The organism is Halococcus sp. PRR34 (genome assembly GCF_028617175.1).
GTDB classification, from domain to species: Archaea; Halobacteriota; Halobacteria; order Halobacteriales; family Halococcaceae; genus Halococcus; species Halococcus salifodinae.
This window is the reverse complement of sequence record NZ_JAQJDA010000001.1, coordinates 365,824-388,985: the sequence shown is the minus strand read 5'-3', so window position 1 is coordinate 388,985 and position 23,162 is coordinate 365,824. Positions and strand designations below refer to the sequence as shown.

At 65.3% G+C, this 23,162-nt stretch carries 23 protein-coding genes; 9 read left to right on the top strand and 14 right to left on the bottom strand.

Annotation, left to right across the window (positions count from 1 at the left end; all coding sequences use genetic code 11):
* Positions 1-10 precede the first annotated feature (10 nt).
* Positions 11-1,363 carry an MmgE/PrpD family protein gene (locus PHA81_RS01950; protein ID WP_005045669.1) on the bottom strand — a complete coding sequence of 451 codons (1,353 nt, stop codon included), beginning with the start codon at positions 1,361-1,363 and terminating at the stop codon, positions 11-13.
* Between the two features lie 111 nt (positions 1,364-1,474).
* Between PHA81_RS01950 and PHA81_RS01945 the strand changes: the two genes are divergently transcribed.
* The gene (locus PHA81_RS01945) at positions 1,475-1,834 is read left to right on the top strand and encodes a hypothetical protein (protein ID WP_005045671.1); all 360 of its coding nucleotides are present in this window, start codon (positions 1,475-1,477) and stop codon (positions 1,832-1,834) included.
* Between the two features lie 188 nt (positions 1,835-2,022).
* Here PHA81_RS01945 and PHA81_RS01940 read toward each other — a convergent pair whose 3' ends face one another.
* The 4 genes from PHA81_RS01940 to PHA81_RS01925 all read right to left on the bottom strand — a co-directional run bounded on the left by PHA81_RS01940 (position 2,023) and on the right by PHA81_RS01925 (position 6,013).
* Positions 2,023-4,194 (bottom strand): hypothetical protein, encoded by a 2,172-nt coding sequence (locus tag PHA81_RS01940; RefSeq protein WP_005045673.1) that lies wholly within the window; start codon positions 4,192-4,194, stop codon positions 2,023-2,025.
* Positions 4,195-4,290: 96 nt separating this feature from the next.
* Positions 4,291-5,082, bottom strand: a complete 792-nt coding sequence (locus PHA81_RS01935; protein WP_005045676.1) for a hypothetical protein — start codon at positions 5,080-5,082, stop codon at positions 4,291-4,293.
* Between the two features lie 65 nt (positions 5,083-5,147).
* On the bottom strand, positions 5,148-5,474 hold the full coding sequence (locus PHA81_RS01930; protein ID WP_005045678.1) for a hypothetical protein: 327 nt from the start codon (positions 5,472-5,474) through the stop codon (positions 5,148-5,150).
* Between the two features lie 245 nt (positions 5,475-5,719).
* On the bottom strand, positions 5,720-6,013 hold the full coding sequence (locus tag PHA81_RS01925; protein ID WP_005045680.1) for a hypothetical protein: 294 nt from the start codon (positions 6,011-6,013) through the stop codon (positions 5,720-5,722).
* 110 nt (positions 6,014-6,123) lie between these two features.
* Between PHA81_RS01925 and PHA81_RS01920 the strand changes: the two genes are divergently transcribed.
* Positions 6,124-6,777, top strand: a complete 654-nt coding sequence (locus tag PHA81_RS01920; RefSeq protein WP_005045682.1) for a MogA/MoaB family molybdenum cofactor biosynthesis protein — start codon at positions 6,124-6,126, stop codon at positions 6,775-6,777.
* A 123-nt stretch (positions 6,778-6,900) separates the two neighbouring features.
* Here PHA81_RS01920 and PHA81_RS01915 read toward each other — a convergent pair whose 3' ends face one another.
* A complete protein-coding gene (locus PHA81_RS01915; RefSeq protein ID WP_005045683.1) occupies positions 6,901-7,704 on the bottom strand; it encodes an aldolase/citrate lyase family protein in 804 nt (267 codons plus the stop codon).
* A 153-nt stretch (positions 7,705-7,857) separates the two neighbouring features.
* Between PHA81_RS01915 and PHA81_RS01910 the strand changes: the two genes are divergently transcribed.
* Positions 7,858-8,838 carry a Gfo/Idh/MocA family oxidoreductase gene (locus PHA81_RS01910; RefSeq protein ID WP_005045685.1) on the top strand — a complete coding sequence of 327 codons (981 nt, stop codon included), beginning with the start codon at positions 7,858-7,860 and terminating at the stop codon, positions 8,836-8,838.
* A 159-nt stretch (positions 8,839-8,997) separates the two neighbouring features.
* On the opposite strand, the gene PHA81_RS01905 is transcribed toward PHA81_RS01910, so the two are convergent.
* The 4 genes from PHA81_RS01905 to PHA81_RS01890 form a co-directional block, all read right to left on the bottom strand.
* A complete protein-coding gene (locus tag PHA81_RS01905) occupies positions 8,998-10,488 on the bottom strand; it encodes an ABC transporter (protein WP_273834873.1) in 1,491 nt (496 codons plus the stop codon).
* A gap of 58 nt (positions 10,489-10,546) precedes the next feature.
* Positions 10,547-11,401 carry an ABC transporter ATP-binding protein gene (locus tag PHA81_RS01900; protein ID WP_005045689.1) on the bottom strand — a complete coding sequence of 285 codons (855 nt, stop codon included), beginning with the start codon at positions 11,399-11,401 and terminating at the stop codon, positions 10,547-10,549.
* A gap of 97 nt (positions 11,402-11,498) precedes the next feature.
* Complete coding sequence (locus tag PHA81_RS01895) at positions 11,499-11,732, bottom strand: TrkA C-terminal domain-containing protein (protein ID WP_005045692.1); 234 nt, start codon at positions 11,730-11,732, stop codon at positions 11,499-11,501.
* A gap of 128 nt (positions 11,733-11,860) precedes the next feature.
* Positions 11,861-12,421, bottom strand: coding sequence for a hypothetical protein (locus PHA81_RS01890; protein ID WP_005045694.1), 561 nt, complete (start codon positions 12,419-12,421; stop codon positions 11,861-11,863).
* A 172-nt stretch (positions 12,422-12,593) separates the two neighbouring features.
* Between PHA81_RS01890 and PHA81_RS01885 the strand changes: the two genes are divergently transcribed.
* Both PHA81_RS01885 and PHA81_RS01880 read left to right on the top strand, forming a co-directional pair.
* A complete protein-coding gene (locus PHA81_RS01885) occupies positions 12,594-13,769 on the top strand; it encodes an inorganic phosphate transporter (protein ID WP_273834870.1) in 1,176 nt (391 codons plus the stop codon).
* Positions 13,770-13,882: 113 nt separating this feature from the next.
* The gene (locus tag PHA81_RS01880) at positions 13,883-16,000 is read left to right on the top strand and encodes a S9 family peptidase (RefSeq protein WP_005045697.1); all 2,118 of its coding nucleotides are present in this window, start codon (positions 13,883-13,885) and stop codon (positions 15,998-16,000) included.
* A gap of 6 nt (positions 16,001-16,006) precedes the next feature.
* Here PHA81_RS01880 and PHA81_RS01875 read toward each other — a convergent pair whose 3' ends face one another.
* Entirely contained in the window at positions 16,007-16,351 is a 345-nt protein-coding gene (locus PHA81_RS01875) for a hypothetical protein (protein ID WP_005045699.1), read from the bottom strand.
* Between the two features lie 270 nt (positions 16,352-16,621).
* Between PHA81_RS01875 and PHA81_RS01870 the strand changes: the two genes are divergently transcribed.
* Together PHA81_RS01870 and kynU are read left to right on the top strand one after the other, a co-directional pair.
* Entirely contained in the window at positions 16,622-17,527 is a 906-nt protein-coding gene (locus tag PHA81_RS01870) for an alpha/beta hydrolase (protein ID WP_005045701.1), read from the top strand.
* Between the two features lie 93 nt (positions 17,528-17,620).
* Complete coding sequence (gene kynU, locus PHA81_RS01865) at positions 17,621-18,904, top strand: kynureninase (RefSeq protein ID WP_005045702.1); 1,284 nt, start codon at positions 17,621-17,623, stop codon at positions 18,902-18,904.
* Positions 18,905-19,237: 333 nt separating this feature from the next.
* Here kynU and PHA81_RS01860 read toward each other — a convergent pair whose 3' ends face one another.
* Positions 19,238-19,552, bottom strand: a complete 315-nt coding sequence (locus tag PHA81_RS01860) for a cupin domain-containing protein (RefSeq protein ID WP_005045704.1) — start codon at positions 19,550-19,552, stop codon at positions 19,238-19,240.
* Positions 19,553-19,668: 116 nt separating this feature from the next.
* On the opposite strand from PHA81_RS01860, the gene PHA81_RS01855 reads away from it, so the two are divergent.
* On the top strand, positions 19,669-20,487 hold the full coding sequence (locus tag PHA81_RS01855; RefSeq protein ID WP_005045706.1) for an aldo/keto reductase: 819 nt from the start codon (positions 19,669-19,671) through the stop codon (positions 20,485-20,487).
* 36 nt (positions 20,488-20,523) lie between these two features.
* On the opposite strand, the gene PHA81_RS01850 is transcribed toward PHA81_RS01855, so the two are convergent.
* The gene (locus tag PHA81_RS01850; RefSeq protein ID WP_241430420.1) at positions 20,524-20,826 is read right to left on the bottom strand and encodes a creatininase family protein; all 303 of its coding nucleotides are present in this window, start codon (positions 20,824-20,826) and stop codon (positions 20,524-20,526) included.
* A 382-nt stretch (positions 20,827-21,208) separates the two neighbouring features.
* Positions 21,209-22,180, bottom strand: a complete 972-nt coding sequence (locus PHA81_RS01845; RefSeq protein ID WP_005045711.1) for a hypothetical protein — start codon at positions 22,178-22,180, stop codon at positions 21,209-21,211.
* Positions 22,181-22,457: 277 nt separating this feature from the next.
* On the opposite strand from PHA81_RS01845, the gene PHA81_RS01840 reads away from it, so the two are divergent.
* Positions 22,458-23,129, top strand: coding sequence for an MBL fold metallo-hydrolase (locus PHA81_RS01840; RefSeq protein WP_005045713.1), 672 nt, complete (start codon positions 22,458-22,460; stop codon positions 23,127-23,129).
* Positions 23,130-23,162: the final 33 nt, after the last annotated feature.

The window sequence follows — 23,162 nt, the reverse complement described above, 5'->3', positions numbered from 1 at the left end:
GGTGACTTCATCACCCCAGTAGCGCGACGAGATCGGCGACATCGTGGGTTTCGAGGGTTCTGACGGCGTCGACGATCCGTTCTCTATGATCCTCGTCGTAGCGTTCCTCGGTCATCGTGTGGAACTTCGTCTCTACTTGGCCCCACGTCATCGGATCGGTCGGATGGCCGCTGAACGCGTCCTTTGCGACGTGGCGGGTCGCGTCGTTCGTGAGCTCGATGTCGACGACTGCGGGCATCTCGCCGTCCTCGAAGCGCCGGGTGAGTTCCTCGTCCTCCTTGACCTCCACAGTTCGAAGGAGTTCCTGAACGTCCTCTCGCTGAATGCGCTCGGGATCGTAGGCATCGTTCGTGAGCTCGCGGTCGATCAGCGCCGCCGCGAGCATGTATGGGAGGGAGTGGTCGGCCTGGGCTTTCGTCTCGACCTCGTATCTCGATCCCTCGCCGCCGCCGATGATGAGTTTCGCGCCGTGGAAGGTGTCGAGGCGGATCGCGTTCACCTGGTCGGGATCGATGTCGGCCCGCTCGGCGAGTTCGATCACGCCCTCGACCGCGGACTGGGCGTAGGTCTCGGCGACGTAGCGCTTGGTCATCGTGTCGAACACGCGCCCACACCCGGGATCGAGATCCACGGTGAAATCGCCCGCAATGATCTGTTTCCATCCCTTCTGGCCCTCGAAGAGGTTCGTCGGCCCGCCCATCCCGTTGCTGGCGAGCAGCGCCGAATAGATCGCGTTCCGGGCGGCGTTCGCACTCGCGACGCCCTTCCACTCGTTGATTCCTCCTGTGCGGGTCACTCGAAGTGCGTTGTGGGCGGTCCCGGCGATCCCGACCGCGTTCCGGAGTTCCTCGTGGCTGAGCCCGAGCACCTTCCCCGCACCCGCTGCGGCCGAGATGACGGTGTGGGTCACGTGATCGTACCCGCGGTCGCGGACGGGCGCGTTCCACGCGAGTTCGCCCTGGATCTCGTAGCTCACGCCGATCGCCTCGACGAGCTCCGCGCCGGTGGCGTCGGTGTGCTCACCGCACGCGATCAGGCTCGCGATGTTGTCGCTCGGATGTGGGGTCTCGCCGGGCGCGAGAAACGAGTCCATGAAATCCAGATATCTGGTGAGCGTGGTGTTGTACATCGCCGCTCCCGTCGGACTGGCGCGCATCGCCGATCCCCACAGCCGGGCAGCGTCGCCCGATGCAGTCGTTTCGACCGTCTCGCGGACGGCCTCGACTGGCTCCGCGCCGAGCGCACCCACCGCGATCCCGACCGAGTCGAGCACGCGCTTTTTCAGTTCCTCGATCGTGTCGTCGTCGAGATCGTCGAACGCAACCGCCTCGGTGAACGACGCGAGCTCGTCGGTCGTGGTCATAGTTCACATATTCCTGACGCCGGCAAAAGCTTTCGCCGCCGACCGTCACACTGCATCGCATCGCACTACCGCGACGATTTATTCCGACCGACGGCCAACCACGTCCGAACCATGAGCGAGAGCGTGGGGCCAGCGGTGAGCGGGACAGGATCGCCGGTACGGATCACCGAGCGTGATAGCCAGAAGGTCAAGCTGGTGTTCGGCCACGCAGACTCCGGGGAACTGCTCGCTACCGCCGACGGGACGACTCTCCCGATCCCCGAAACCGACGAACCGATCCGCTTCGGTGAGATCGGGCCTGACGAGACGGGTAGTCAGGCCGCGAACGTCGGCGACGAAACGTACGTCGTGGTGGGTCGAGAGTACCACTACTTCGACGTCGACATCGCGGACGTCCCCGAACGCGAGGAATCGGCGTGTCTCGTGACCGTCGTCGTTCGGGTGCTGCCGGAAGCCACCATCGAGAAGTGATCGAGCAGCGAACGATGGTTCCTCGACGACGATGGATCGATGACTGAGGGGCCGACACGCGGTCGTGTCGCCCAAAAACACTCGTCACGGTGTTCCGAGCGACGACTATCGAGCGACGGCCGCTCCTCGCTGGAACCACCGATCTGTTGTGAGTGCGGCTGAGGACGAGGACGAAAACCGACTGTCAGTTAGGCACCGGTCCGGAGGTCTTTCACACCGACCTCGGTGCCGTCGCGGTAGAGCGTCACCGGGCCGTCGGCGGCGACGAAAACGCGTGAGGCCCCGTCGATCCGGTAGCGATGTTTCGTTCCGTCGAGTTCGCCGTGCGCTGTGCCGAGGACGGGCTTGCCCCCGTCGCCGTTTCCTGAGCCACGTTTTTCGACTGCACCATCGCCTCCGAGGACGTAGACAGTCTTTCCGGCCGCGGCCTCGACCGCCAATTCCCACGGCTCGTCCTGTGTGGTACTTCCTTCATCGCCCGGACAGTCCTTGTCGGTGGTGAGGTTCTCGGTCGCGGCTCCCTCGACGGGCGTGCCGCTCACGTTCACGTTCGAGTTCCGGACCGTCGTGCCGGACGAGCCGGTACATCGTACGCCGGTCCGGTTCTTTCCGTCACACGAGACGCAGAGTTCGTTGATGGTCGAGTTCGGCCGATCGACCAGTCGGATCGCCGGGGCCGCGCCGCCTCGGCCGATGACCGAAACCTGCTCGATCGTCGCGGCGTGGGGCGTCGGTGGTGGACTTCGATTGCCGATGCCACACGGCTGTTTTCCGACCACACCGCGGACGCCGCCGGTATCGATCCGGATGCGGACGTTGTGGACGCCGAACGCGCCGGTGTCCTGGTTCGCGACCACCGCGCCGTCGGAGTGAGGTGTGTCGGCGATCCGGATCGTGGAGTCGCGTGCTTCGGCTCCGTGGACCTTCGATTTCGGGCCGTCGAAACGGACGCCACGGGTGTTGAGCGCCGATTCGGGGTTCGGCGAGCGCGAATCCCGCATGTCGACCTCGAGCAGCGCGTTCTGGACGTAGCTGCCCTCGCTGCCGAGGCGGACCTGCGAGATGTCGTTGTTCCGGAACAGGCCACCCTCGACCTGGACCGCGCCGTTGGTCCGGCTGGTGTAGAGACCGTTGTTCGGGAACCCCTCGATGTTACAGCCCTCGATGGTGAGAGTGCCCTCGTTCGCCCGACCGGTGAAGATCCCGACGCGGCCGTCGCCCTCGTTGTACGCCCCCATCAGGCCGGCGTTGTGGGCGATGACGTGTTTGACCCGGCCGGTGCCGTCGGGCGCGCGGACATGAGCGTTGAGCGCGTTCGTCACGTCGGGATTGCCCGATCCCTCTCCGCGGGGCGTGGAGTCGGGGTGGATACCCTGACCGCGATAGCGGACGTGTCGGACGTCGAGACCGTCCTGGGCAGCGAGATGCAGCCCGGGCGTCGCGTTGTTCGCCCGGAGGTCGACGTCGATGTTCTCGAACAGCGTGTTCATCCCGCGATCGATGACCACGAACTTCCCGTTGAACCCTTCAGGCGCGACGAACCGCGTCGCGTCCTGCCCGCACAGCCCGAAGTTCTGGAGCCCCGTGTGGACCGTCTTCTCGTGTTTGGCGAACGCCCCGTCCGGGAAGACGATCAGCGTGTAGTCGGCGGCCGCGTCGCTGAGTTTCTCGTCGATAGGCTCGTTGCCGTTGGGATCCATCCCGAGATCGTTGACGGCGTGGAGCACGGTTTTGAACCGGATGCCGTGGCGCTCGATCGGTCCGTCGCCGCTTGCGGGTAGCGATCCTGCGTCGCAGTTGCCGCCGCTGCCACCGCTCCCGCTACTGTCACCGCTACCGCCGTCCCCACTGCTGCCACCGCCGCCCCCACTACTGCCACCGTCCCCGCTACTGCCGCCGCCTCCGCTACCGCCGCTGGCGCTGTTGTTATTCCCTTCGCTGCCGTCGTTACTGCCACCGCCGCTACTCCCGCTACCGCCACTTCCGCTACCGCCACTCCCGCTACCGCCGCTACCGCCACTCCCGCTACCGCCACTACCGCCGCTTCCGCCGGACCACGATATCGTCTCCCCGAACGCGCTGGGGGGCTGCCAGTCCTGGTCGTTGATCTTGATTCGGATGCGCTCGGGATGCTCGAACGCCATTCCGAGGCGCTTTCCGTAGTAGCGGTAGGCGTCGCGGCCGCCGTAGACTTCGCCTTCGACTCGGTACCCCTCCGCTGTCTGCGTGATCCCATCGCTGTCGTCCGTGGTCGCGCCGTGGACGGTCCCCTTTTCGGGTCGAGTGTCGCCGCTGAACGCGACCCAGTAGCTGTTCGCCTCGCCGTTGCCGTCGTCGCGGATCGTGATCGTGTGTCCCATCTGTTGTCTCTGATCGAATTCACTCGCCGTTCGATTCGCGTACGCCGTCCACCGTTCTCCTGCGGCGATCGTGGTCGGTCCCGTCGCTCTCGTGGGCTACGTCCGCGATCCCACTGTGGCTGCCGTTTCCGGCGCGTGTTCGTTCTGTGGGTCGGTTTCCGGTTCCGCAACGAGGGACACGTCGCGTGCGCCGTCGATGCGGACGGCGCGCTCGTCGGTGACGGTGATCGACTGTGCCGCCGCGATGTGGAGGATACGCCCGTCCATCGGTGCGGCTACATCCTCGTCCGTGCTCCCCGTAGCGGCCCTCGTGCGGTCGTCGGTGGCTCCGTCTGGTTCCGGGTCGGAGCCGTCACTCGCCGGTGCCGACGTCGCCGTTGCTGTCTCTGAATCGCCCCCTGTCTCGCCACTGGACACGTCGTTCGCCCCTGTCTCGGCCGTACCGCTTGAGGCGTCGGCTGCGCCGGTCCGCTGTGCGTCGGCGGTCGTATCGGCTCCCGCGACCGCTGCTCCGTCCACACCGATGTCCGCAGCCACGTCGTCCTGTGGGGCTGACGTACCGTCGTTACGGCCCGGTTTGCCGCGTTTCGCTCGGCCGCTGTCCTCCGTTCCGAGATCGGCCGCCACGTCGTCGCGCGGCCCGTCGTCGTTGCGGTGCTCGCTATCGTCTTTCGTCGCTGTCTCGACCGAATCCGCCGCACCTCCGCTGTCTCGGAACGCGAACGTGTCGCTGCGTGCTGCGTCGTTCGTGGGGGATTCGGTCGTTCCGGCGGAGTCGTCCCTGGCCGTACCGGTGCCATCGGTCCGTTCTCGAGACGCCGTTCCCTCGTCCGTCGTTCGATTCGTTGTCGTCTCCCCGTCGCCGAGTAGCTTCTCGGTGAATTCCATCGTATGCTGTGAGTTTCGTCGTGTTCGTTCGTCGGTCGTATCGCTGTTCCGCCCGGGGATGGTGGTTATTTCCCGCCGCCACCGCTGCGATCGCCCCCCCATGTTTCGAACGCCATCTCGCCGAACGCCCAGACGCCGGCGGCCCCGACGAGACTCACGTAGACCACTCGCATCTCGACCGGGATGGCCCCCAGGTCGATGATACCCCGCCCGGCGATCGCCAACAACCCGACGAACGAGAGGGTGAGGACGATCGCGAGGATGTCGTTCGTCAGCCAGAACCGCGCCCTCGTGGACGTCGTGTCCTCCGACGTGCCTTCGACGTCGACGATCTGTTTCTTATCCGTCTCGCCTCCGGTGTTCGATGGCTGTCCGCTTTGATTGGATGACATTGGTTGCGCTCCGGTGTCCGCGTCGAACGGCGCTGTGATCGCTCCGCTATGCGTCGCTGTTGTGCTCTCCCCGTCGGCGTCAGTTCGCTCGGTGGCTGAAAGCGGCCACCGAGACCACCGACTGTCGGCTCGGGAGTCATCCGCGTCCGCAACGCGTCGTCCGGGGCGTACGTCTCGGAGTTGTCGTGTACGAACAAAACCTCGTCGTCGATCTACAGATCAGCACTGTTCGCACCGATCGTTCCCTACGCCCGTGCAGCCGCCCACACTGCCGTCAGTCCGAGCGCGAGTGCGGGAAGCAGCGGGAGCACGAGAAAGGTGTCGCGCCACGTCAGCCCGAACGCACTCAGCGTGCCGCCGGCGTACGGTATCGCGAGGATCAGTCCCGGTGCGATCAGGAAGGCAAAAACGATCACGCCGACGAGGGCCCAGCCACGCCAGTCGAACGACCGGTCCTCGCCGCGCGCAGCGGCCTCGTCGTACTCGCTCCGCGGGGCGTCCTCGAACGCCTCCGGGTCGTGGACGTACTCGTCGGTCATCCCGACACCCCACGCCCCGCCGATCGGCGTTCGGAACCGCGCATACCCGAACCACGGCCGGTGTGGGCAAAAACCCGGCGGGTTTTGGTCGCGCAGGTGTAGTTTCGCCCATGCGACGCACCGACGGCGGCGATCCCGACGACGCACACGGCGCGGACGACCACGAGCACGGCCACGCCGATCACGGGGGCGACCATGCTGCCCACGATCACGACGAAGACGCCGTCCACGCTCACGCTCACGATTTCGGCTCGATCGGTATCGGGGTCGTGACGATCTCGACCAGCCGAACGCTGGAGGACGATCCCGCGGGCGACGCGATCGCGGCCGCGATCGAGGACACCGAGCACGAGGTCGCCACTCGCGAACTCGTCGACGACGACCACGACGGCATCCAGGGCAGCGTCGACGCCCTCGTCGGGCGCGAGGACGTCGACTGCGTCGTCACCACTGGTGGCACGGGCGTCACACCCGACGACGTGACCATCGAGGCCGTCCGGCCGCTGTTCGGGAAGGAGCTTCCCGGGTTCGGCGAACTGTTCCGCGCGCTCTCGCGCGAGGAGATCGGCACACGGGTCGTCGCCACCCGTGCGACCGCGGGGATCGTCGACCGGAGTTCGAGCGGCGGCGGGACCGAGGACGGCGGCAACGGCGTGCCGGTGTTCTGTCTACCCGGCAGCGAGGACGCCGCCCGCCTCGGCGTGGACATCGTGATCGAGGAAGCGCCACATCTCGCCGGGCTCGCCACACGCGACGATCAGTAGATCCGATCCTTCGGATTCCTGTCGTCGGTCGCTGACTAACCAGCGAACCCGTCACCGCTCCAGTACCTGGTTGAGTTCGGCTTGCACAGCCGCTGCCGACTCCGTGACCGTTGCCACTGTCGCTTAGCGCTGTGTTCCGTCGCATTCGGCCGCTGCTCGCTCGAAGGCCGATCGCATCGTCTCGTTTCGCTCCACGAGGAACGCCGCATCGAACCCCAGGATCGCGAAGTCGAATCCCATCGCCAGCCAGTCGTCGATCCGGTCGGGCTCCGTCGCGAACACTCCGACCGGCACGTCCTCGTCGGCTGCAGCGTCGATCACCTCCTCGACCGCGGCCCGGAAGTCGTCGGCGTCGAAGTCGAGATGAACGTCGAGCGCGGCGGAGAGGTCGGTCGGACCGACGAACAGCGCGTCGACTCCCTCGACGCCGGCGATATCGCCGGCCGCTGCCACCGCCGCTGCCGTCTCGATCTGGATGATCCGAGTCAGCACGTCGTCGGCCCGTTCGAGGTACGTCGGGAACGTCCGGCCGTACCCCGAGGCACGACCCGCGGCGGTCCCCCGGACCCCCGTCGGCGGATACCGGGTGGCCTCGACGACCCTGGCCGCCGTCTCGGCGGAATCCACCCGTGGCACCATGATCCCTCCAGCACCGGTGTCGAGAACCCGCTTGATCGCGACCGGATCGGCGGCCGGCGGGCGGACGATCGGGACCGCGTCGCCCGCGGCGTCGACCGCCCGGACGAGGTTCTCGACCGTCTCGATGCTGTTCGCGGCGTGTTCCGTGTCGATCGTCACGAAATCGTAGCCCGCCGCTCCGGTGATCTCGGCGACCGCCGGGTGACCGATCGACACCCAACCGCCGACGACGCGCTCGCCCGAGCGGACCGCCTGCCGGAACGCCGCCATGTCCGCCGTTGGATCCATGTCTCCTCACCCGGGTCGGGTGGTCTTAACTCGCCCGTCGATCCCGGATCGTCGGAGGCGAACCCCTGCCTCCAGACCGACGCGACACGCAGGTGGAGATCGCTGCGGGCGTCCGGCGGATGGTTTTTCTCACTGGCGCTGTCGAGTGACGCCATGCGATTCGGCATCCTCGGCACGGCGAACATCGGACGGATCGCGGTGCTCCCGGCCATCGAGGCCACGGAACACGAAGCGCTCGCGGTCGCCTCCCGCGACGAGGAGCGCGCCCGAGCCTTCGCCGACGAGTGTGACGTTCCCCGGGCGTACGGCTCCTACGAGGCGTTGCTTGCGGACGACGACATCGAGGCGGTGTACAACCCGTTGCCGAACGCCCGCCACGCCGAGTGGACCAGGCGGGCGGCCGATGCCGGCTGTCACGTCCTCTGTGAGAAACCGCTGACCGTCGACGCGGCCGAAGCGCGCGAACTGGGTGAATACTGCGACGAGCGCGGCGTCACCCTGATGGAGGCGTTCATGTACCGTTACCATCCCCGGACCGAGCGCGCGGTCGAGGTGGTCCGCGAGGAGCTCGACGATGTCCGGTTCGTGAAATCGTCCTTCCAGTTCCCGCTCGGCCGCGACGCCGAGGACATCCGGCTCGATCCCGACCTCGCCGGTGGGAGCCTGATGGACGTCGGGTGTTACGCCGTCACCGCCGCGCGGCTGTTCCTCGGTGAGCCCGATCGTGCGTACGCGAGCGCGGCCGACAGCCGGGATTGCGGCGTCGACACCCAGCTCGCGGGACTCCTCGAATACGCCGAGGGCGCGACCGCCGAGGTGTCATGTAGCTTCGACACCCAGGACACCCAGTTCTACCGGATCGAGGCCGAAAACGGGTGGCTCGAAGCCGACCCGGCGTTCGTCCCGCGTGAGGACGACCAGGCCACGCTCCGATACGCGGTCGACGGCCGCGAGGTCATCGAACGGTTCCCCGACATCGACCAGTACCGCCGCCAGGTCGAACACTTCGTCGACTGCGTTCGCCACGACCGCCGGCCGCGAACCGACGCCCGCGAGGCCGAGCGCACGATGGCTGTCATGGATGCGCTCGCCGAGAGCGCCGAGCGGGGGGAGCCGATCGAACTCGCCGAGTGAGTGCCCTCAGTACATCCCCTCGACCGAGCGTGAGTGGATCAGAGCGTCGTGCTCGGCATCGCCTCGATATCGCAGAGCACGTCCGTCGGACGTCGTTCGTGGTTCTCGATAGCGCCTTCATTCACGCACACCGGCAACGACTCGATTATCGGCGGTCTGTTAGTCGGCCCGCCGAGCGAACGTCCGTCCGAGCCACGCGAGCACAAGCAGGTGTGAAACGCCACCGACGAAGAGATACAGCGGCCAGATGGGTTCGCTGCTGGTGCCCGCTACGAAGGCCTTTACCGGCCAGTACGTGGGAAGTGCTCCTGCGACGAACTGGAGTGGCTCCGGCACCACCGCGATGACGACTGCGGGACCGAGGACGAGTACGTTGACGAGCTTACTGATTGCGAGTCCCTCGATAGTGTTCGACGCCAGCGTGCCGAACCCCAGGGCAAGGACTGGCCCACCGAGCACACTGACGGCCGCCGTCCCGATCAGGACCGCCGGTGAAACCGGAACCAGGCCGATGACGGCCAGCGCCGGGAGGGTCGCCAGCAGACTCAGCACGTACGCCGTCCCTCCTCGATACAGCAGATATCCGCGGGCCGACAGCGGACTCACGCGGTATGCAGCGAGTACGCCTTGCTCGCGGTCCTCCAGGACGAACATGCCGACGACGAACCCGTAGATCGCAGGCCCGAACGCCGCCATCGATCCCGCGACTACCGGGTAGTACGGGGAAAGTTCGAGTACCGGCGCTGCCATGTCCGCCACGATCGGTGTACCGAACCTGATGATCACCGAAAGCACGAGCGGACCGACGGCGGCGATCGACAACATCGGGTCCCGGACCCAGTTGCGGAGATCCGCGAGTGCCAGTCCGACAGCCGGCGAGCGAGACGCGAGCCCGCTTCGATCGCTCCGCTCTCGGCTCCGGGGCACTTCACCGCGACCGAACTGATCTCCGGGGTCACCGCCACGGACGACGTGACGCCGGAACGCCCGACGTGCCCACACGTACGCGACGGCGTTGCCGACCAGCAAGTACCCGGTCCCGTAGGCCACCTCCCACGCGGCCAGCGGCTCGAAGCCGCCCGTGACGAGCACCAGCGTCGGCTGCACGGGCAGCACGTAGAACAGTTGCGTGTCGAGAACTCCGACGTAGCCGAACAGCGGCAGGAACAGGATCGTCCCCCAGCCGACGGCGCTGATGAAGTACTCGTTGATCGAATCGAAGCGCGCGACGGCCACGAACCCCACGAGGACGAACAACGATGCCGACAGCGCGACGCCGACGACCAGTATCGCCAGTCCCCATGGTGAGCCGTGTCCGAAGACGGCGACCGAGGTTGCAGCGACGACCGCCAGCAGCGATAGGGAGATGACTTTCGAGACGAGGTAGCCCCGATCGCCCAGCGGCGACACCGTCAGCGCGTCCAACACGCCTTCCTCTTTTTCGAACAGCACTATCGAAGCGATGAAATAGAACCCAAGCACTGTCGGGTCGGTGACGATCAACAGCACTGCGGCGTCGGTCCGGAGCCCGGGTCCCACCGCCCGGAGGCCGAGGACGAACACCACGGTGAGAATCGCATAGACTGCATAGAAGCCGTAGCGTCTCTGTAGACGAACGTCCCACGCCAGCATCGACCGAAGTGCGCTCACGCCACTGCCTCCGGTACCACGGGTTCGATGGCCGCGACTCCCTCGTTCGGAGGTCCATTCACGTTAGTTCCTCCCCGGTCACGGCGATGAACACGTCCTCGAGAGTGGCCTCCTCGGTGTGGATAGTCTCGACGTGACCGCTCCGCAACAGGTCGTGGAACGCCTGGTCGTCGTCGAGGGAGGTCAGCGGGAACGCACGGCGTTCGAGTGCTCCGTCGGGGCGATATTCCACAGCGACGGTCGGTTCGCCGTGAGCGAGCTTCAGCGCCCGAGGCGTGTCGACCACCGGGAGCCGGCCGTCGACGATGAACGCCACCCGATCACACAGCTGGTCGGCAACGGCCATGTCGTGTGTAGTGAGGAAGACGGTTGTGCCCTCTTTTCTGAGCTCCTCGACGACGGTCTTCACCGCACGGGCGTTCCCTGGATCGATACCCGCGGTGGGTTCGTCGAGGAACACCAACTCGGGCTCGTGAATCAGCGCCCGGACGAAGTTCAGACGCATCTGCATCCCTCGTGAGTAGGTGCCGACCCGGCGATCGACTGCGCCGGCCATTCCGACCCGATCGAGCAACTCGATCGGGCTGCGGGCTGCACCGCCGTACAGCGAGGCGAACAGTTCGAGGTTTTCTCGTCCGGTCAGTTTGCGGTAGTGGTTCGGTGCCTCGGCGGAGATGCCGATACGTTCGTACAGCTCTCGCCCCCATTCGCTGACGTCACGGTCGAACATCCGAACCTCGCCCGCGTAGTCATCCAGTAGACCGATCAACACCTTCTGAGTCGTGGTCTTACCGGCCCCGCTCGGGCCGAGGAACCCGAACACCTCGCCGTCTTCGACGTCGAAGTCGAGCCCGTGTAGTGCGGGCTCGTTCGCCCCGGCATACGAGTACTGGAGATCCCGGACGCGAATCATCACCTGTTCGTACGGCGCTCGGGGAAATAGCGTTGGTGGCGGATGGAGCACGGCTAGCGGTCCCCGTCTGCACTATCGGACCGGCCCGCGGCCGCGCTCACCCGCGCAGGAGGTTCATCACCTCGTCGGCGACGCCGGACTCGACGGCGACCACGTAGCGATGACCCGCTTCGAGCACCGTGTCGGGCCCGCCGATCCGGCCGCCGCGGGCGTCGGAGATGATGAGGCTGCCCCGGGGGAGTCGGATCTGTTCGAGAGGTTTTCCGGCGGCCGGGGCGTCCTCTCGCACCTCGATCTCGACGATCTCCAGATCGTCGGTGACCTCCTCCATGGTGCGCACGCCGATCCCGCTGATCTCGTTGGCGGCGACCCTCGCGGTGGGGGTGCCGGGAAAAACGATGCCGTCGACGAACGCCGAGTACTGACCGCCTGGCTCGTGCGGCCGAACGCGACGACGACTCAGTTCGTGTCGCTATCCTCGTCTCGGCTCTCCTCCTCGCGCTGTTCTTCGGTCAGTTGGTCGATCTTCTCCTCGACCTCCTCCTCGCGCGGTCGTCGATCGACGCGCTCGTTGACCTCCTCCACTCGTTCCGTGACCTCGTCGACTTCTTCGGAGACCGTCTCCTCGACCCGTTCGTCGACCTCTTCGGCGACGGTTTCCTCGACACGCTCGTCGACCTCCTCCGAAACCGTCTCTTCGACCCGTTCGTCGACCTCCTCGGTGAGCACTTCCTCGACCTCGTCCTCGCGCGGTCGTCGGTCGACGCGCTCGTTGACCTCCTCGACCCGGTCCATGATCTCGTTGACTTCCTCGGCGAGCGTTTTCGTCGTTTCCTCAGTCATCCACCGGGGGTCGAACCGGGCCATTTTCCACCCGACGTGGATGGCGTAAGCGACGAGCACGCCCAGGCCGAACGCGACGCCGACCGCGGTGCCGACGGTGAGGATCAGGGCGACTGCGGCGAAGATCAGCACGCCGTAGGTGAAGTCGACGATGGAATCGACGCGGTTCGGATTCATTGTCTATCATACGAGTAGGTGTCGAGGATAGTTATACCGTCGATCGTGCATCGTCGCGCGAAGTTGCAGGACAGCGAGGACGAACCTCCTCGGTTGTTCCCTTGGAGAGCCGTACTCGAAGAGACCGCCGGCCAGGCGGGTCGTTTAAGCCACCTTGCCCGCTCTTTTCGGTATGGTCGATCCTCTCCTCGTTGTGGGTCTCGTCGTCGCGCTCTTTGTCGGCTACAACATCGGCGGTGCGAACACCGGCCCGGCCTTTGGCCCGGCAGTCGGCGCGGGGGTGCTCTCGAAGGTCGGCGCGGCGGGATTGATGTCGGTGTTTTTCTTCCTCGGCGCGTGGACCGTTGGCCGTCGGGTCGTGGACACACTCGGCCAGGATTTACTCACTGATCCCGGCGTGTTCACGATCGAGACCAGCATCGTCGTCCTGTTTTTCATCGGCGGCGCGCTGTTCGTAGGCAACTACTCGGGAGCCCCCGCTTCGACGTCGATGACCGCCGTGGGCGCGATCGCGGGTCTCGGGGTCGCCACGGAAAAACTCGACTGGGCCGTGATGGGTGAGATCGCGATCTGGTGGATCGTCGCCCCGCTCGTGGGCTTCTGGGTCTCGATGGTGGTCGGTCGGTACTTCTACCCCAGGATCAACCGTTGGATCGCGATCACGAGCACCGAGGGGGCGCTGCTCGAACTCGATCGAACGGGAACGGTTCCGACGCCCCAGCGCGGAGCGAACACCACGATGCGAGAACTGGCCGGCGCGGTGGTCGTCGTCGCCATCGCATGTGTCATGGCCTTCTCGGCGGGAACGTCGAACATGGCGAACGCGATCGCGCCGCTCTATGGGGCCGGCGTCTCGCTCGACCCGCTGATGATCCTCGGCGGCGTCGCGGTCACCATCGGGGCGTTCACGATCGCGCGCCGGACGCTCGACACCCTCGGTAGCGACATCACCACCCTGCCGCTGACCGCGGCTATCGTGGTTGCGGTGATCTCCTCGGGCATCGTGATCGGGCTTTCGGCGATCGGCATCCCCGCCTCCTTCGTCATCATCGCCACGATGTCGATCGTCGGACTCGGCTGGGGGCGGGCGACCCGCACCGTCACCGTCTCGGAGGGGCTCCGCGGCGAGGAGACGCCCCCGCTCTCGAAGGACGCGCTGGCCGCCGACGAACCCGGCGAGGAGCCACCCGAGATCGGCGAGGAGGAGCCCGAAGACGTGGCCGACGCGGGCGAGCTGTTCGACCCCGGCACGACCGGCCGGGTGATCGTGATGCAGAACGTCGTGCCGGTGCTCTCGACGCTCGGCGCGTACGGCACGTTCCGGGTGACGTTCGCGTTCTGGTGGTAGGTCCAGAACGAGCGAGGCGGGACGCCGCGGACGCGACGCGGCGAGCGCACGCCCCGGTGAGTCGACTGCCGCGGGGCACAGTCTGATTACCCGGCCACTCCGTGCGTGGTAGTATGGCACCCGACACCGCCCCGCTTCCGGCTGACGCGTTCTACGAGTACACCGCGATCCTCGATATCGCCACGTCGCCGAACGGCGAACGGGTGGCGTTCGTCGCCACCGAGTCCGACGAGCGTGAGGACGAACGCCGACGATCGGTGTTCGTCGCACCCACCGACGGCACCGACGAGCCCTACCGGCTGACACGCGCCTCGGACGCGGGCAGCCCGCAGTGGAGTCCCGACGGATCGAAACTCGCCATCACCGCTGCCCGCGAGCAGGACACCGAACTCGCGGTCGAACCGAGCGACGACGCCGACGAGGAGGACGCGGCGGACGGAAACGGCGACGACGGAGAGGGTGGGGATGGCAACGGCGGCGGGGACGACGGACCGGAGAGCCAGGTCTGGGTGTTCGATCTCGTTCGCGGTGGTGACGCACGCCAGATCACCGACCGATCCGAGGGAGTCACCGGGTTCGACTGGGGGCCCGACGGCGACCGGATCGTGGTCGCGGCTCCCGATCCGACCGACGAGGAAGAGGGGTATCAGGAGCAGGTCGACGACGACGGTCCGATCGAGATCGAGCGCCTCCAGCACAAGGTCAACGGATCGGGCTGGACCGACACCGTCACCACCTATCTGTTCGTCGTCGACATCGAGAGTCGGGAGGAAACCAGGCTCGACCGCGCCAACGACGGCGAGATGGGGAGTCGCCGTCCGCTCGCGCCCGCATGGAGTCCCGACGGCGACCGGATCGCCTTCACCGCCTACCTCGGCGACGATCCCGACGACACGATGGCGCTTGATCTCTACACGATTCGGCCCGACGGCACCGGCCGCGAGCGCCTCACCGACGCCGACCGCCGGCTCCAAGCACCGACGTGGAGCCCGGACGGCGACCGGATCGCCTTCGTCGGCGGCGACCCGACCAACTGGTACATCCCCTCGGAAGTGTTCGTCGCCGACGCCGCATCGGGCGAGGATCACAGCGTGTCGGCCTCGCTGGATCGCACCGTCGCGTGGGGCGGTGGTCCGCAGTGGATCGACGAGGACACGCTTCTCGCCCTGATCGCCGACGAAGGAAACTCCGTTCCTGTCCGACTCGACGCCGACGCCGACGACCCGGCGTGGCTCGCGCCGTGGCAGGGCGACGACCGCGCGATCCGCGCGCTCGATACGAGCGACGACGGTGAACAGGCCGCCGTCCTCGTCAGCGAACCGTCGGCCGCCGACGTGTACGCGCTCAATGTCGCCGACTTCGGAACCATCGACGGCCACGCGAGCGCCGATGACGATCCCCTCGACCGCGTCACGACGGCAAACGAGGGACTGCTCGACGAGGGACAGGTTCCGGGCTTCGAGCGGGTGACGTGGGAAGATAGCGATGGAATCGAGATCGAGGGGCTCGTCTACCTTCCGTCCGGTTTCGATCCCGACGATCCCGACGCTCGCCCGGTCGTCGCGTCGGTCCACGGCGGGCCGATGTCCTACGATGCGCCGGCCTTCGGCTTCGACACTCCCTACTGGACCAGCCGGGGGTACGTCGTGCTCCGGCCGAACTACCGGGGATCGACCTCCTACGGCCGGGAGTTCAGCGAGCGGCTACGGGGAACGCGGGGCGAAAAGGAGGTCGACGACGTGGTTTCAGGAGTCGATCACCTCGTCGAACGCGGCTGGGCCGACGGCGACCGCGCGTTCGTCACCGGTTTTTCATATGGTGGGATCACCACCGCAGCGACCGTGACGTCGACCGATCGGTTCGCGGCGGCGGCCGCCGAACACGGCATCTACGACTTCTACTCGGTGTTCGGCACCGACGACAACCACAACTGGCACGAAGACGAGTTCGGGCTGCCGTGGGAGAACCCCGAGGCCTATCGCGAGCTCTCCTCGCTCACCGACGTCGGTGAGATCGACACGCCGCTACTCGTGACCGCTGGCGAGCGCGACTGGCGGTGTCCACCCACGCAGGCCGAACAGCTCCACGTCAGCGTCAAAAAGCAGGGTGTGGACTCGAAGCTCGTGATCTACCAAGACGAGCACCACAACATCGGCGATCCCGACCGGGCGATCCACCGGATCGAGGCGCTCACCGACTGGTTCGACGACCACGATCCCGGAACCGAGTAGCCGAGTCTATGCTTTCTGTTGCTCGATGTGAAACGCGGCCTTCTCGCCGCGGGCAGTCACGCCGAAGATCGGCCCGTCAGACGCCTCTTCGGGGACGAGCAGCTCGACGAGATCGCGTTTGTGGAGCTCGGTCAGCGCCCGATGCGCTCGGCCGGCGCTGATCGGCGTGTCCGATCCGATCGCTTCTGGGGACACCGGCCCCTCGATCAGCCGGAACAGCACCACCGCACGCGCCGATCGCGTCGACTCCGCGGTGCTCACCGACGCTGTCGATGCACCCTCTGCCTCCGTGATGAACCCGGCGTCCGCTGCCATCTGCTCCCGCTCGGATTCAATGGCATCGTTCGGCATGTCTCGGGTTTCGACCCTCACGACACTAAGTGTATCGCCCAGCCCAACCATTTTTGAAAATATGGTATGATGACACGACACGTTCACTCTCTTTCAGCGATGGCGTCACTGGCGGAGCTGGCGAATCGCTGTACGGAGCAGCGGGACGGAACTAGGTGTCTCGATCGAGCGGAACAGTGATGACCGATGCGGCGGAACGGATCGATACATCGACCAGTGACCCGACGACGAACCGATACAGACTCCCTGCGATCGACGCTCCACCCCGCAATGGCGGCCGCCATCGCGGCGATCCGCCGCGGGGAGGGACTGCCGGCGTGGCACGAGATGTCGATCGATCGGGCACGCCAGCGCGAGAACGATGTGTTCACCGTTACCACCGACGCCCCTGCCGTCGATCGCGTCGACGACCGATCGATTCCCGGTCCGGCGGGCGACATCCCGATCCGTCTCTACCGGCCAGCGGTCGCCTCGCCCGCGCCGGTACTCGTCTTCTATCACGGCGGCGGGTGGACACTGGGAACGCTCGACTCCGCGGGATCGATCTGCCGACGCCTCGCTCGCCGCACAGGTCATATCGTCGTTTCGGTCGACTACCGCCTCGCCCCCGAACACCCGTTCCCGGCAGCGGTCGCGGACGCCGAGAGCGCGCTCTCGTGGGTGGCCGCGAACGCCGAGACGTTCGGCGGCGATCCCGACCGCCTCGCGGTCGCCGGGACCAGCGCGGGCGGCAATCTCGCGGCGGTCGTCGCGCGTCACACACGCGATACCGATGTCGATCTCCGCCACCAGCTCCTCCTCTACCCGATCACCGATCACGCCGCCGACGCCGATCCCTGTGATGACTGGTCGGGCCTCCTCACGCGCGCGGACATGAACTGGTTCTGGGAGCAGTACCTCCCGACGCCCGCCGACGGGACCGATCCAGACGCCTCGCCGCTCCACGCAGACGACCTCTCGGAACTCGCTCCGGCCACCGTCGTCACCTGCGGGTTCGATCCGCTCGGCGCGGAGGGCGTCGCCTACGCCGATCGGCTTCGCGACGCCGGTGTCGCCGTCGATCACGCCCACTATCCCCGGATGGCTCACGGGTTCCTCAGCCTCGCAAGCTCGATCGACGCCGCCGACGAAGCGTTCGACGACGTAGCGACTGCCGTCCACGAACGACTCGGATGAGTGTGCGCATCCGCTGGTCGGCGGGAACAAGGGGATGTGCGAGCGAACCGAGCGCCGACAGGACATTGTACCCTGAACGAGTAGCCCGGGCACATGGACGAGTCCGACGCCGACAGAGCGTCCGCCGAGCGGCTGGATCGAGACGATCCGTTGGCGTGGTGCGCAGAGCGATTCGCGGTCCCCGACGAGATCTATCTCGATGGGAACTCACTGGGACCGCTGTCGGCCGACGCCGAGCGAGCGCTCGACGATACCGTTGACGAGTGGCGGGAGCTGGGAATCCGGGGCTGGACCGACGCCGACCCGCCGTGGTTTCGCTACGGCGAGCGGCTCGGCGACCGGCTCGCGCCGCTCGTCGGCGCACGCGAGTCCGAGGTGGTGGTCGCGAACTCGACCACCGTCAACATCCACACGCTGATCGGGACCTTCCTCGATGGGCTCGACGGCAGCTCGAAGATCCTGGTGAACGAACTCGACTTCCCGACGGACCACTACGCGATCAGGGCGCAGTTCCGCCAGCGCGGTCTCGACCCCGACGAACATCTCGTGGTCGTCGAGAGCGATGACGGTCGGACGATCGACGAAGAGCGTGTCGTCCGAGCGATGGACGACCACGACGTGGGCATCCTGTTCATGCCGTCGGTGCTCTACCGGAGCGGTCAGCTCCTCGATATCGAGTATCTCACCAGAGCAGCCCACGAGCGGGACGTGCTCGCCGGATTCGATCTCGCGCACTCGATCGGCGTCGTTCCGCACGAGCTGTCGAACCACGACGTCGACTTCGCGGTCTGGTGTTCGTACAAGTATCTCAACGCCGGCCCGGGCGCGATCGCGGGGCTCTACGTGAACGAGGAGCACTTCGGCGCGACGCCCGCCCTCGCCGGCTGGTGGGGCCACGAGAAAGAAACTCAGTTCGAGATGAACCCCCAATTCACCCCGGCGGCCGACACCGGTGCGTACCAGATCGGCACGATCCCGATCCTCAGCGCCGCGCCGCTCGACGGTGCGCTCGATCTCATCGAGGAGGTCGGGATCGACGCGATCCGTGAGAAGTCGCTCGCCCTGTCGTCGTATCTCGTCGCTCTCGTCGACGAACGCCTCGACGACTCCTTCGAGTGTTCCGTCGGCACTCCGCGAGACCCCAACCGACGGGGCGGACACGTCGCGACCGAACACCCCGAGGCCGAACGGATCGCCCAGGCGCTCACCGAGGACGGTGTGGTGGTCGACTTCCGCCCGCCGAACGTCGTCCGGCTGTGTCCGTCGCCGCTGTACACCGGCTACGCCGACGTGTGGGACGCGGTCGAGCGCTGGCGGGAAATCCTCGATTCGGGAGCCCACGAACGGTTCGACGCCGATCGCTCGGGCGTCACCTGACGAATACGGAACGGGATCGGTGTGGATCGTTTCGCGGTCGTTCGACTCGTCGGACCGACCACTCGTCGTCGGGTCGCTCACGACAACGTCTTTCACATATCTCTATAGAGCGGTGCCGAAAGTACGGCCGTGAGATTCATTGGTTCCGACGGTCTCTTTCGAGATGCGGCACCGCCACCGCTACTGCCAATCACGTCGGGCGGGCGTTCGAATCGACCGACCTACCGCCACCACCATCGTCGGTCGCTCGATCCCGCCACGCCGTTTTTCCGGCCGAACGACGTGCTCCCGAGAACGTCGGCCGCGAACGCAGTCCTTCGATCGGTCGTTGCCTCAACTTGGCAGCGGACACAGACTCGCGGTGAGCACCGCCCGTTCGTCGGTTTCGTTGCGCGCACCGTGGACCGCCCCCCGTTCGTTGGGGACCACGCCGGGTGCGCTCACCCGTTCTTCCTCGTCGCCTCGCGTCACGACGACCGTCCCGTCGAGCACGTGGAAGACGTTGGTCGCGCCGGGGTGGTCGTGGGGATCGACCGCCGCGCCGGGACCGAGCACGAACGCCTTCACGAGCACGTCGTCGCTAACGTGGAGTTCTTCGGTTAGAACTTCGCCCGCGTCGGGATCGAGGTCGGGATACTGATCGAGCACACCCCGACGACGGTGGCGAGTCACGTAGCCGTTTCGCCCGTCTGAGCGGGTGGACGACGGGACGGTGGAATGCCACGAGACGGGAGCGTTTTACGCGCGCCGTTCCCCGTTACAGTATGGAACACGTCACTATCCAGGATGTCTCGGTCCCGGCCATCGGGCTCGGTACGTGGCGGATGACCGGTCCGACGTGCCGGCGCGCCGTGTCGACCGCGCTCGATCTGGGCTATCGCCGGATCGACACCGCCCAGGCGTACGGCAACGAGCGCGAAGTCGGCGCGGCGATCGACACCGCCGACGTGGATCGCGAGGACGTCTTCCTCACCACGAAGCTCGACGCCGGCAATCGGGACCATGACTCGGTCCTCGACTCGACCCGCGAGAGCCTCGACAAGCTCCGGACCGAGTACGTCGACCTCCTCCTGATCCATCAGCCGAACCCGGTCGCCGACCTCGAAGAAACCCTCGGCGCGATGGACGAGCTCGTCGACGAGGGTAGTGTGGAGCACATAGGTGTCTCGAACTTCGGCGTCGAACGGCTCCACACCGCACGCGAGCACGCCGACACGCCGATTCTCGCCGACCAGGTCCAGTACCACCCCTTCTGGGATCAGACGACGCTGCGGGATTACTGCCAGATCAACGATATCATGTTGACGGCGTACAGCCCGCTGGCCCACGGCGGCGCGGTCGACGACGACGTGCTCCGTGACGTCGGCGCGCGCTACGGCAAGACTCCCGCCCAGGTCGCGCTCCGGTGGCTGGTCCAGCAGGAGAACGTCTCGACGATCCCCAAATCCACGAGTCCCGAACACCTCGAAGCCAACCTCCAGGTGTTCGACTTCGAACTCACTGACGCGGAGATGGACGAGATCGCGCGACCGTCGCTCTCGCGCACCGCGTCGAGCTTCCTCCACCAGCGCCTCCCGTTCTGAGACGGGCGACGGCCGCCCCAGCCGCATCGGCCGTTTTCAGGCGGCGTCGCGTTCGGTTTCGATCCGTTCGGCGTACGCGCTCGCGATGCGTTCGAGGATCGCTTCGCCCGCTTCGGCCGTTCCTTCCCGCGGATCGCCGAGAACACCGTTCTCGCTGATCGCGTCGAACCCCTCGCTGAGCAGTCGCGACGCCGAAACATCGCCCTCGTGGCCGACCGCGAGCTCGTCCGTCCGGACGAGCCCCTCGTTCACCGCGAGCACGATCGCGGTTTCGGCGGCCCCCGCGTGAATCACCGGCTCCTCGTACTCGACGCCGGCCTCGCGGAGTCCTTCGTTCATCAGCCGCATAACACTCAACAATACTATTACTACACTATCTTAGTCGTCGCTGAACCTGCCGTAGCCGAAACACTTTTTCCATACCTGTTCTTGTGAATAAATCCGACTGACCCAGCCACCCAGTCGGGACGTGAGGAGGAGTGTTCCATGTCGTCTGTCCTCTGTCCCTCCCACGTTTAGACTGAGTAACTATACACGGTTTTGTGCTGTCCTAATCGCCACAGAAGACACTCCTATCGGCTGTTTAGCTGCCGGAAACCGCCAGTAAGTGCGCAAGATCGATCCTGCGACGACAACCAGTATCCGATACAGACTCGAAACCGGGTTGCACGAGATTACCACAAAAGGCGGTACGGTCTCGAGCGAGATTGGAAGTATCCCGTTAACGGTAGATGGCGATCGGCGAAATCCCTATCGATGGGTGTGATACTTTAAATCCGAATTCTGCTGCAATATCATCGGTAAAGTGGTGGAAGGAGCCAAGACTTAAATCATCCATCTCGTCCGGTTGAGTCCCTCCCTCAGATGTAGTTATAGTTTCCACACGAGCAAGAACTGTACAATCAGGAACGCTACTTGATTGATACTTAGACAATAGTTCTGCTGGATTCGAGTTTAACTTCTCGCTTTCTACTAATCCCCAAAAACTCGGCTCAGGGTGTTCATTTTGAGCTCGAATCTCGGCTGCGACCATATTTCGATATTCCTCTGGCATCATATCTTCGAAGAGATCGAAGATCAAGCTAATAAGTTCCATTTCGGCTGAATTGATCTCAGTAATTTCTCCGAGATCATATTCTGCTTTCAATCTCTCGTCAATATCAAGATCTTCTACTTTTTGTTCGAAGTTGTCGAATCCTTCAAATATACCATTCGCAAATTCCAGACTGGTTTGAAAATCAAGAAGATCCAGATCTCCCGTAACCCGTATTATATCGCCCTCTTCGATGCGATCTCGAACTCCTCCCTGTGCTACATTAGGTTGGCGCTCATATTCCTCAAGAATTGTATCAACGTCGTGGAACCACCCTGTTTCGGCCCCATCTAGCCACTCTTCGAGTAGTGTATACGAGTAATGGTGCAGGGATTTAGTTTCCTCAGAGATCTCAGTGTTAGTTTCACCTACTTCCGTCTCATTTTGTGCTGCAAAGCCACCAATTCCGTACAGTGTAGCCTTGACGCTGGCTGTGAAACGATTAGCCCATTGGAACTCGTCTTCTTCGGCCTCTACCATTTCCTCAACAATTCCTTCGTCCATTCGCGATGCGATAGACCGGACTCGTTCCATGTCCAAGTAAAGGAAGCCGGGAACTCGCTCGGACGCCATCTCGGTCTGGGAATCACTAGCACCCATACCTTCGATACGGACGAAAGTGGATTGTATGTTCGCCCTATACAGCTAGTGCTCAGACATGAAGGTAGTAGTTGAAAGCCACATTTGCGATTATAGCTACTATGGACTGTCTCGTGTTTATCCCTAATACTGGTCGAGGAAGCACACAGCAGCGTTTAATTATCACACATCGAAAATGGCAAGCATTTAAGCCCGTTCGTTCGCTCCGGCTGTGGTGTCGTCGTTCGCGTTCCGACGCAAGCGCCGGAGATTTCACCGCGTGGGTCGTACCCCCGACATGGCCACACAGCTCGGCGACGGCATCTGGTGGTTCGGCCTCCGCGGTGTGAACGCCTACCTCGTGGAGGACGACGTGTTGACGCTCGTCGACGCCGGTACGCCGCTCGACGCGGGAGCCATCGCAGCCGGCATCGAAGCGGCGGGCCACGCCGTCGCAGACGTCGAACGCGTGCTCCTGACCCACTACGACCTGGATCACGTGGGCACACTCGACCGGCTCGACGACCTCGACGCGGTGGTGCGGACGGGTGCGGCCGACGCCGCGATGCTCACCGGCGAGACGAACCCACCGTGGCGAAACCACAAGGGTGCGCTCCAGCGCGCCACGGGGACGTTCCTCGGCTGTGACCTCCCGGTTGCGGCGATCGACGACGGCGAGGAGGTCGGCTCGTTCACGGCGTATCACACGCCCGGCCACACGCCAGGTCACACCGCATTCGTGAGCGAGGAGCGCTCTGCGGGATTTCTCGGCGATCTCGTCTTCGAGGGCGGCGGTTCGCTCGACGCCTCGCCGTGGCTCGTGAGCTACGACACCCGCGAGGCCGCAGCGAGCGTCCGCTCACTCGCCGAGCGCGCGCCCGCGTTCGACGTCCTCGGAATGGGCCACGGCGTCCCGTTCGTCCGCGACGGCGATCAGCGCCTCGCGGATCTTGCCGGATCGCTCCGGTGAGAGGGATTTTACGCAGGGGAGTCGAACCCACCG